Annotated in this window: 11 protein-coding genes and 1 pseudogene; 5 read left to right on the top strand and 7 right to left on the bottom strand. The window is 44.0% G+C overall.

The features are described from left to right. Window positions 1-461: pseudogene (locus Q0986_RS07030) on the top strand (hypothetical protein); the annotation flags it as partial. A 731-nt stretch (window positions 462-1,192) separates the two neighbouring features. Next, complete coding sequence (locus tag Q0986_RS07025; protein WP_299406761.1) at window positions 1,193-2,176, top strand: matrixin family metalloprotease; 984 nt, start codon at window positions 1,193-1,195, stop codon at window positions 2,174-2,176. 261 nt (window positions 2,177-2,437) lie between these two features. Here Q0986_RS07025 and Q0986_RS07020 read toward each other — a convergent pair whose 3' ends face one another. Further along, window positions 2,438-3,688, bottom strand: a complete 1,251-nt coding sequence (locus tag Q0986_RS07020) for a hypothetical protein (protein ID WP_299406756.1) — start codon at window positions 3,686-3,688, stop codon at window positions 2,438-2,440. 510 nt (window positions 3,689-4,198) lie between these two features. After that, on the bottom strand, window positions 4,199-4,330 hold the full coding sequence (locus Q0986_RS07015) for a hypothetical protein (RefSeq protein ID WP_299406751.1): 132 nt from the start codon (window positions 4,328-4,330) through the stop codon (window positions 4,199-4,201). 256 nt (window positions 4,331-4,586) lie between these two features. Between Q0986_RS07015 and Q0986_RS07010 the strand changes: the two genes are divergently transcribed. Further along, entirely contained in the window at window positions 4,587-4,796 is a 210-nt protein-coding gene (locus Q0986_RS07010; protein ID WP_299406746.1) for a hypothetical protein, read from the top strand. A gap of 3 nt (window positions 4,797-4,799) precedes the next feature. On the opposite strand, the gene Q0986_RS07005 is transcribed toward Q0986_RS07010, so the two are convergent. Together Q0986_RS07005 and Q0986_RS07000 are read right to left on the bottom strand one after the other, a co-directional pair. Beyond that, the gene (locus Q0986_RS07005) at window positions 4,800-5,132 is read right to left on the bottom strand and encodes a hypothetical protein (protein WP_299406742.1); all 333 of its coding nucleotides are present in this window, start codon (window positions 5,130-5,132) and stop codon (window positions 4,800-4,802) included. A 6-nt stretch (window positions 5,133-5,138) separates the two neighbouring features. Then, window positions 5,139-5,480 carry a YegP family protein gene (locus Q0986_RS07000; protein ID WP_299406737.1) on the bottom strand — a complete coding sequence of 114 codons (342 nt, stop codon included), beginning with the start codon at window positions 5,478-5,480 and terminating at the stop codon, window positions 5,139-5,141. Between the two features lie 198 nt (window positions 5,481-5,678). On the opposite strand from Q0986_RS07000, the gene Q0986_RS06995 reads away from it, so the two are divergent. Beyond that, window positions 5,679-6,194 (top strand): DinB family protein, encoded by a 516-nt coding sequence (locus Q0986_RS06995; RefSeq protein WP_299406732.1) that lies wholly within the window; start codon window positions 5,679-5,681, stop codon window positions 6,192-6,194. Continuing rightward, entirely contained in the window at window positions 6,194-6,346 is a 153-nt protein-coding gene (locus tag Q0986_RS06990) for a DUF4113 domain-containing protein (protein WP_299406728.1), read from the top strand. The genes Q0986_RS06995 and Q0986_RS06990 overlap by 1 nt, the downstream gene beginning before the upstream one ends. A gap of 55 nt (window positions 6,347-6,401) precedes the next feature. On the opposite strand, the gene Q0986_RS06985 is transcribed toward Q0986_RS06990, so the two are convergent. The 3 genes from Q0986_RS06985 to Q0986_RS06975 form a co-directional block, all read right to left on the bottom strand. Beyond that, window positions 6,402-6,710 carry a hypothetical protein gene (locus Q0986_RS06985; RefSeq protein WP_299406723.1) on the bottom strand — a complete coding sequence of 103 codons (309 nt, stop codon included), beginning with the start codon at window positions 6,708-6,710 and terminating at the stop codon, window positions 6,402-6,404. 131 nt (window positions 6,711-6,841) lie between these two features. After that, window positions 6,842-8,734, bottom strand: coding sequence for a S8 family serine peptidase (locus Q0986_RS06980; RefSeq protein WP_299406719.1), 1,893 nt, complete (start codon window positions 8,732-8,734; stop codon window positions 6,842-6,844). Window positions 8,735-8,985: 251 nt separating this feature from the next. After that, on the bottom strand, window positions 8,986-9,168 hold the full coding sequence (locus Q0986_RS06975) for a tyrosine-type recombinase/integrase (protein WP_299406714.1): 183 nt from the start codon (window positions 9,166-9,168) through the stop codon (window positions 8,986-8,988). Window positions 9,169-9,391 lie beyond the last annotated feature (223 nt).

Raw genomic sequence — 9,391 nt, 5'->3', positions numbered from 1 at the left:
GCTTAGGCAATGGAATAAATCCTGGATGGGTCATTTCTAGAGATGGCCTGCTTTGTCGTGCGAGTGTTACCCATTTTGGGCCAGATCTGAACAAAGCCATAAACACCACTATAGACATCCGCTACAATGTCGTGGCTGTAGATGGAGTATTTGGTGGTGAGAGGAACACCAAAACCATGACAGCTCGTCTTGTAGATAACGGTGATTCCGCGCAAGTTGTTATCGAATTGCGTCGTTTAAATCTTTTAACAGGATCTTTCACGACGTTAGCTACACTAGACAGTAACGATTTTGAGCCTAACTTTCAAGCCCAGGCGCGCACTATTTCCTTCAATTGTGATGACGCAGATTTTGATTTTAAGAACAACGTATACTCCATAGCAGTTAAGCTTATAAAAACAGGAGAAAATGGTAACCCTATCATCCGCGGGATTGAGATTTGCGGTGACGGAATTTGTTAGGAATCTAATTTAGAAGATGTACACATGAACTTGTCTTGAAATGTTATATCCAGAAAAATAATGTTCAGCATAAGTCTTTTCAAAGAAAATTTTCTTTGAAAAGACTTATGAACAAAGTGTTACCCTCTTATCTAATAATTATCAGCAATATCAGCGTGAGAATTTTATTGTATGGATAGGTTAAGAGTAATGTATGTTTTCTTTATGTGGAAAATTAGTGAATATTTCTATATACCAATTTCCTGTGAGCATGAATTGTTTGGCTAGATGATTAGACGAATTTGCAATGCTTTTGAAGAGCTATACAGGTCATTTAGCTGAGTAATTGGTATAAGCCACTTCAGCAATGTTTATATAGCTAAGGAGATTATCTCAGCACAAATCTTTCAATTACATAATCACCGATAGTACTTTGAAAGCAATACTTAAAGAATAGTACATCAAAGAATTGTAGGATCTCAATTTATAATGGTTTTCAGTCTTTCACAGCTTTTGCCTGCAAACTTAAAGTTGCAAAAGGCAGAGCGAGTGTTACGACCTTCCCTACAATTCTCTAATTCACTATCAATTGAAGCTAGCTCTGTTCAAATTAGGATAGCACTTCTATAAGTGTCAAAAAACAGCATTATTTGCATATAGAACCCTCAGATAGTTTTAATAATCTCAATTTGTTAACAAACTTTCTTATTGTTTGTCAGTACCAAAAATTCGCCTCAAGGAGACATTAGATCATGACAGATAAAAACCCATTAACACAACTTTCTAAAGTCAATGAGATCATGAATGTGAAGTTAGGTGATACTCCAAAAGGGTTGATGACAGTTCAAAACTATCTTCAAAGGTTTGGCTATTTGGATAGTGACGACTATGAAAGAGGTGTCTACGACAAGGCTACCTTAGTAGGATTACAAGACTTCCAACGTCGATTTAACCTATCGAATTCGGGTGTATTCGATAGCGAGACGAAGGCTCTCATGCAACTCCCTCGCTGTGGGATAACTGATACACGAATGAGTTTTAGGTTTTCCTTGACTTGCTGCTGGGATAAGCGTCAGTTGTTGTATGCTTTTGACAATGGCACCGACCAAGTAGCTGGGAACCAAGAATTTGGCCCCATCCGTGCTGCGATCAATACTTGGATGGAAGCCGTTGAAGTTGACTTCATTGAGGTGGGGCCTGGTGATTCACCGGACGTTCTCATCGGTTGGCGAACCGCCAATGACCCCGATTATAGTATGATTGGATCTGTGGTAGCCCATGCGGATTTTCCACCCGATTGCTCTGTTGTAGCAAATAACTTACCGAAGCCAATTCACTTCGATGACACAGAACATAATTGGGTGATCGGTGCAGTGCCTAGTGGCCTAGATATTGAGACTGTAGCGCTTCATGAAATAGGGCATATTTTAGGACTTGCACACTCGAGCGAGATGGATGCAGTAATGGCACCATTTGTCAGGTTTAATTCTACCAAGCGAGAATTGACTAATGACGATATCAAGGGAGTACGCCAACTCTATCCAACAGTTCCCTTCGTTCAAGAACTTAGTGTATCCATTGCCGCAGACCTCGTACGAGCAGCTGGGCTTGTACCGAGAATTATTGGTCCAAATAATTCCAACGCTTCTGTTTTTCGTCAGTCACCAAGGGGTGGTAGAGCTGCAGATTGTTTCAGTACGGTAACACTTCAAACTCGAACTGGCCCGATTCTATAGGAGGCAGAAAGCCACGTGAGTTAGATTATGGTTTGCCTAAGCCCAGGAGCTGCCCCCAAGACTCAGCTTCTAAACTCTAGTTTTACGCGAATGCCCCACAGACCGTACTATTTAAGCTGCTACCTAAAACACCAACTTCGCAATCGCCCCCTCAACCTGCTCATCGGTTACCTCTAGATATCCCGACAATGCGGCCAACGTCCTATGCCCCGATATTCGCTGAATATGCTTCGTCGGCATCCTAACATTCTGGTATCAGCATCAATCAGAAGAATCTAGATCTATCCAATCAGGTAAATCCTCAGAATTCAGTTTGCCATTTGTTGATAAAGTTTCGTGGTCATGAACAGATGAGGGATGAGGCGAAGGAAGCTTCGGTGCAGAAGTTTTGGTTTGCTCTGCAGCTATCGAAGACGGTGTTACTGGACCAGGCGATATCTGGGAGGGTGAAGGTATTGTCAATGTCTCCTGATCATGGGTGGAGACAAGGTGAGACGATGCAAGTTTTTCAGACGTAGGCCGAGCCTTTTTAGCAAATTTCAAAGGAAATCGTAAAGGAGAAACTTTGATCTGCGGAAGTAACGACTTCTCTCTTTTATTCACTCTCTCCTGCATATGCCGCTGTGAGGAAGACTGTGATGGACTAACGGTATTTGCAGCTTTCTGAGCCACAGTCCTTTGGGGAAGAATCACATTTTGAAATAAGAACTCTATCGTTTGTGACTTGAGCCAGCCCCGAGTGACCAAAACCTCTCCAAATCGCATGCCCATTAACTCTTGATCCAATAAAACAACTTCTACCTGGGCAGGGGACAATAAGCCTGCATCTACTAGATAACCACCAATACGTTTACTGCCAGGGTAGTTAGATACATCTGACCGTCGATACATTGGAGGACACGGTTTTGAGCGATGAGGTCGGTTCTGAGGCTGAATTGTTTTAACCTGTGTCTTCTGATTTGGGGGCGGTGGGGGAGTCGATTGTTCAATTCTTTTCAACCAGCACAACATCTCTGAAGGGTTTATTTGTCTTCGATTAACCGATGTTTGAATCGTCATGGCCTCGTGCTCACAAACCAAATCTTGAATGGGATATAAAATTCCTCGATCCAGGACAAGAAAGCTCGGCAATGAGCACTGTGTATTCTCTGTTTTGTTGCTCCACCATGTTTGTAATAGTTCTAAATGATTTGTAAAGTGAACACTGTAATTCCTAGGAACTTGTATAAGTTCATAATCATAAAAACCCGATATTTTTGACTGATAAACGGGCAAGCAGTTTCGCTCAATCATGGCTTCATGTAACTGAGGCCGAAAGCTAGACCTATAACGAATAGAGCTATAACGCTGTTTACCGGATAATTTAGCTGTAGCAACTAAGCCTTCAATTTTTGCTAACAGTTGCAAGGTATCACCAATGGGTTCAACCCTAAGCTGTGAGTTAGAAAGCAGCGCAGGGTGACCTGAGAGAAAACTTGAGACAAATACTTGATACAGCTCGATATTGTTCATGAAAACCAAGCATGAATTTTGGGTGGGGAAGCAGAGTTAATTTCATCATATTGTGATTGCTGAAATTAATTCTACGATCTGGCAAAAATTCACATAGATAAGAGCAAATAGTCGGGCTTTAGTATTCAGATCTAGTTCAAGCTCATGTAATGCCTATGGCTACTTAATTCTCCAGTTTAAATCACTCTCAATGATCATTCGTTGAATTGAAATAACCTAAACGTCACCAGAATTTCTAGCAATATTATTCATCATTCCAGTTCTCCTGACCCTTACAAGAACACTCCGTTCCATGCCTGATAACTCCCTCATGGCCTAAAGGTAGTGGTGCGATGTAGAAAGTCGAGTGGGAAAGGAGGCAACAACTTCCATGTAATTGAGTGGAGATAATTCTCTCATCAGCACCTGTCCTGCTGTCTCCACATAACAGAGTCACCATCTCCAGTCACACTGGTAGTCAGTAATGAATTCAGGTGCCTTGTTCTTCGGGTGCTCCACCAATACAAACAATCACAAGTCCGTTGCGAAAATATTCATGACGACCTCACTAGCATTCGTCGCATTCGCGTATCCATGCGATCGCAACTTCAAGACCACTTCAAAGACTTGAACCCATCCCGCAAAATTCTGATAATGCAGCATTCCCAAGTAAAGGCAGGGAGCGGAGCAAAGGCATGGCTTTGCGAGAGCGACATTGCCGATATGGAGTGCGCTACACTCTTGCTCGTTTCGGGGTGACCACTTGCGCATCATCTCTAGCCAACCTTCGGACCAACACCATCCCCCGGAACTGCCTAGTGGCGAGCGTCTTTTCTTAATACTCCCCAGCATTGGCGTTCACTGTACCGATTTGCTAGTATGATGCCCTGATTAACCTTATCCATCCCTTAAGTTCCGCATGTCAGAGCAAGACAAATACTCTCAAGCCCCTTCTCGAAATACCGAAGAAATTCAGAAGAACTACAACAGCGACGCCAAGGAAATGCGGGCTAAGGCTGCTAGGGCTAGGATAGCGGCTCGACAGAAAGCGGAACGGGATGCACGGCAAAGGGCTGCGATTGAGAAGATTCCGCTAGAGCATCGGTATGTGCCTGATCAGGCCAGCTAGTGGTCAATTTATCGAATCATCTATCCAACCACAAGCACAATCGTAGTGGATGGGCCTGCTATCCCCAAAACTCTCCCCGCACTTCGGGCAAATTCCTGTGAAGTAGGGGTGAGACTCCAGAACCTCTATCCGCTCTGATGAGGTGAGATAACCTGCCCAGTCCTTGTTCAATTCATCATCTTCATAGCGTGCCCCCACGGGTTCCCAGTCCTCGTTCACTTCCGCAAAATCTGGGCAAGGATTCTGAGCTGGGCCACTGGGATGGATAGCACAGACCAAATACTGGGAGCCAAGGTATCCACTGAAGCGATCACACTGTTGGCATAGGACAGACATCGAGATTTACTCCGCTGTGGTCAAATCCTCGACGGGCGCACCTGGCGCATTCGTCTTCACAGAGGAGATACCAATCTCCATTGCTGACTTCGAGGAATACATCTCACTGTTACCAATGATCTGCCCGTTGGCGGCCTTCAGAACAAAATAAGGTTCTTGTTTCTTGGATTCCCGCCGATCATAGAGATTGTCATGAGGAGCATTCGTCTGAACTGAGTTGATGCCATTCATAGCAGCAGCTTTGGTAGTGTACATCTCGCTAGAGAGAATCACTTGGCCGTTTCCTGCTATCAGGTTGAAGTGGAATTGACCATCGGTCGCCCGTTTGATTTCAAACTTTCTACCCATAGTCACTACCCCAAAGACCATGAACTACTTATATTCTTACTTTACGGTTAAATTTGAACTGAACGGCTCAAATGATAGCTATAAGAATCCTAACCAAGCACTGCAAAGGACGCTCGAAATACGCTGCTGATCAGCACTCTAAATTGCTGTTCGCGCCCCTAAGTACGGGCCGTTAGGTTGTATTAAGAGGTAACAACCATGCTCGCAGTCCAAGCCAAAGACATGGCGTCGTACAACCGATGGATGAACGAGCGCCTCTATCAAGTATGTAGCGAACTCTCAGATACCGATAGAAAGAAAAATACTGGCGTTTTTTTCAAGTCCATTCATGGCACTCTCAATCATTTGCTGCTCGGAGACAAAGTTTGGCTGGGGCGTTTTTTAGGTGAACCGTTTCAGCCACAAGGTCTAGATCAAGAGCTACACAAAGATTTTGAAAATTTGCGGTTAGCTCGTGTAGACACAGATGCAAAAATCATTGAGTGGGCACAAACACTCACTGATGAAATACTTTCTGGTCAGCTTCAGTACACCAGCATCGTCAATCCAGCCACACGCACATACGAAATGTGGTTGGCAGTCGCACATTTTTTTAATCACCAAACTCACCATCGAGGCCAGCTAACCGTCCTGCTAAGTCAATTCGACAAAGAATATGGTGTCACAGATCTTATTTGGCTTCCTGAGGTGGTGGAGAGAAATGCAAACGGCTAATGGCAATCCTGGATCAGGTCAATGATCGGTTTGGCCGGGGGACGTTGGAGATTGCGGCGTCAGGTCTACGGCAGACTTGGCGAATGCAGTCTAAGTGGCGTTCTCCGAGGTATACGACGTGTTGGTCAGAGCTGCCAGTGGCGAGTTGTTGACGTGTATGGGACACCCATTCCCTATTGTTTAAGCGGTACACATTTTTTTAGACCATCATGGAGTGGATTCATCATCAGAGGGTTGGATTGAACCAATCCATAGTTCTGGGCCAAAACCTTCGTCCTTCAAATCTACCAGCTTGCCTCTTACCACCACAGATGTATTGACCAGAGGCATAAGTTTTGGAACTACATTGGCTGCATAGACAGGTAGTTCGCCATCACTAGTCACTAAGGTGAAATTCAGACCTAAGCGCGACGAGGGACCTTGAGAAGCCTGACGCTCTTGCAAGATCCCTTGCCACATTCTCTCTGTACTTGGTTGGCCCTGATACCAGTTCGCATTTGCATAGATTACTGTCATGGGAGTACCTGGCACGTCTCCACCACAAGCACTGTTTGCACCAGAACTCAAAAGGAATAGAAAAACTACAAACAGCCTAAACACACTACGACCAATTAATGCTTGGTGACGATGCAACACTAGGTATAACCTTAAAGGCGAACATGAGCAGACCAATAAACAGTCTGAGATTGAGTCGGCACGCTGTAACCCTGAATCCGAAGTTTCCAAGTCCCAGGAGCAACGGTCCCCCGAATATTAGTCCGCTCAAATACACTAGGAATAGAAATACTAGAGTCACGAATAGTGTCACTCGGATCAATCAGCGCAAGGTCAATATCATTATGATCTTGAGATGCAGATTCAGGCCACCACAAGGCTCCATCGAAATTATTGGGGCTATCACCAGTAATACTTAAAGGAATCTCAACCGTAGACCCGTCAGTAATGTTTACTTTTCCCCACCATGACCAACCATCGGTTGGTAGCCCTAAAGGTCCAGCACCAGTGGTGTTGTCAAAAGGGTAAGGTTGCTGCCCTGATAGGATGAGATGAGAATACACTTGGCCTGGATCAATGCTCGTGCTAATCTCACGCAGCCAGTTGCGAAGTAAGGCTGCTGCCCCAGCTCCATAGGGGGTCGCTCCACTTGTTCCGGTATACCTTTGAAGGGCAGTATCGGAGGTATTACTCGCAGTCTCAGTATTCGTTGGGGCTTGGATATCTGGCTTAAAACGATTATCAGGTGCTGGACCCCGACTTTGGCTAATAATTTGATCTTGAGTTTGAACATCAAAATTACCAACCCCAATGACTTTATGAGCATTTGCAGGGACATTGACTGTGCTGGCATTGGGACCATTATTCCCATTTGCTGCAATCACCACTGCACCAGCATCAAAGGCATTATCTGCAGCCATAGAAATGGTGCTTACATCATTACCACTTCCTTGCATTTCAGCTACAATTACTCGATCCAGTACAGAGAGCGCACGCTGAAATCCTCGAACAGTTGCTGTTGTGTTCAAAAAACCATTACAAGATCCTCTTGAATTAAAAGAAGTAGGATAAACCTTGAAGCTATCCAATGTAATGCCAGTAACCCCCCTATATGGATTGCCCTGATTAGCATTTGCTGTAATTACACCTGCAGTCCTTGTTCCATGATTCCAGCAATCATCGTTGGGATTCACTGAGGTTCCAGAATTACAGTCTGTGCCGCCATTTACGCAGTCAAATCGCAAGGCGACATTAGAAGGATTATTGAACTGTGTGTGGGTAAATCTCAAACCCGTATCTAAAAGTCCTATCCAACCGTTGGTCAGCCCTAGATTGAAATAGGGATCACTAACAATGCGAGACCGACCATCATCGACATCATCGTTGGGATTGGCATTTTGAGGAGGCTCATCTATCGTCTTTTCAGGTTCAATAAACATAACATCCTTACGGTTAGCCATTTTCGACACAGAACCCAACGGCATTTTTACGACGACAGCGTTTACTAACCAGAAGGTTTCTTGAACTTTGGCTTGATATTCAATTTCCAGTTCTTTAGTCAATTTTTTATAGTTATCAGCTCGACGCGATTTCAAATCACGGATTATGCGATTTGCCTCAAATATTGCCTTTTTATTCTCAACTGAATCACGGGGTTTATCAACATCTGGCTCAGGGAAGCGAGGAATACTCACATCATCTTGAAAGTTAATGATAAGCGTTTCACTCTCTGTGAGAGGGCGCTGTTGAATTTGACTTTGAAGAAGAGGATGTATTTTTTTACGGGGCTTTTTTGGTATAGCTTCTTCAGATTTTTTTAGCTCAAATTTTGCCGTTGAAAAGGCATCTTTTGATAACTCATAGGTTTTATATTTTACAGGTTTTGCTCCTTCAATAAGCACAGAGTTAATCTGGTTAAAAGGATCACCTTCTTCAGTTTGGGGTTTAGCAGTTGCAACAGGAGAATCTATCCAAAATAAGCTAAAAGATAGAATCAGCACAAGAACAATTTTGAAAATTCTAGCTTTGGTCCTGGGTGTGAACATAATATGACACCTCTATTCAATTCATACAAGCTCAAACCTGGGACTTTTAATTGCCAGACAGTATACCCAGCTGCCTCTATCTCAAACTCCCGGTTTAGAGAAGCATTTATATAATCTATCGGTGACTGTTGCTACCATTACGCATGCAGATAGATCACAATTTGGTGCTTGACGAAACTGACTTTACGGCCCAATTGAAGGTCCACTGACACCAGATGCAACGAAGGCTATAACCTAGTCTTTGTTTCTCCTCACCAGAAAGATAACTTCACTATCGCCCCCTCCACCTGCTCATCGGTAACCTCCAAATACCCCGATAGTGCGGCCAGTGTTCGATGCCCCGAAATTCGCTGAATATGCTTCGTCGGCACTCCAGCGTTGTGCATCCGTGTCAGAGTCGTGCGTCTGAAGCTATGGGTACTGAAGCCACTCATTTACATAGAAGTTGTTACCTCCTTTCACACTCGACTTGCTACATCGCATTTAATTGGGCCTAACATGTTGGAGCAAGTTTACGATTGTCCGACTTCAGCCATTTCCATTGCATCAAGATCATTTTTCTGTGTTGAAATCTTGATATGTCTTGCAAGGAGAAATAACGGGAATGAAAAACCAATCGCAATGAGCGGACCTAGGAGAATGTATAACCAGAGGAAA

Origin of the sequence: Acaryochloris sp. IP29b_bin.148 (genome assembly GCF_028285565.1) — a bacterium.
Classification (GTDB): domain Bacteria; phylum Cyanobacteriota; class Cyanobacteriia; order Thermosynechococcales; family Thermosynechococcaceae; genus Acaryochloris.
Note: the sequence above shows the minus strand (reverse complement) of the source record. Positions and strands in the feature narration are given on the sequence as shown.

Coding starts and splice junctions, on each gene's coding strand:
- Q0986_RS07005 (WP_299406742.1), bottom strand. CDS start 5,132: ATGTCTGTCCTATGCCAACAGTGTGATCGCTTCAGTGGATACCTTGGC.
- Q0986_RS06980 (WP_299406719.1), bottom strand. CDS start 8,734: ATGTTCACACCCAGGACCAAAGCTAGAATTTTCAAAATTGTTCTTGTG.
- Q0986_RS06990 (WP_299406728.1), top strand. CDS start 6,194: ATGGCAATCCTGGATCAGGTCAATGATCGGTTTGGCCGGGGGACGTTG.
- Q0986_RS07020 (WP_299406756.1), bottom strand. CDS start 3,688: ATGAACAATATCGAGCTGTATCAAGTATTTGTCTCAAGTTTTCTCTCA.
- Q0986_RS07025 (WP_299406761.1), top strand. CDS start 1,193: ATGACAGATAAAAACCCATTAACACAACTTTCTAAAGTCAATGAGATC.
- Q0986_RS06985 (WP_299406723.1), bottom strand. CDS start 6,710: ATGACAGTAATCTATGCAAATGCGAACTGGTATCAGGGCCAACCAAGT.
- Q0986_RS07010 (WP_299406746.1), top strand. CDS start 4,587: ATGTCAGAGCAAGACAAATACTCTCAAGCCCCTTCTCGAAATACCGAA.
- Q0986_RS06995 (WP_299406732.1), top strand. CDS start 5,679: ATGCTCGCAGTCCAAGCCAAAGACATGGCGTCGTACAACCGATGGATG.
- Q0986_RS06975 (WP_299406714.1), bottom strand. CDS start 9,168: ATGAGTGGCTTCAGTACCCATAGCTTCAGACGCACGACTCTGACACGG.
- Q0986_RS07015 (WP_299406751.1), bottom strand. CDS start 4,330: ATGCTGCATTATCAGAATTTTGCGGGATGGGTTCAAGTCTTTGAAGTG.
- Q0986_RS07000 (WP_299406737.1), bottom strand. CDS start 5,480: ATGGGTAGAAAGTTTGAAATCAAACGGGCGACCGATGGTCAATTCCAC.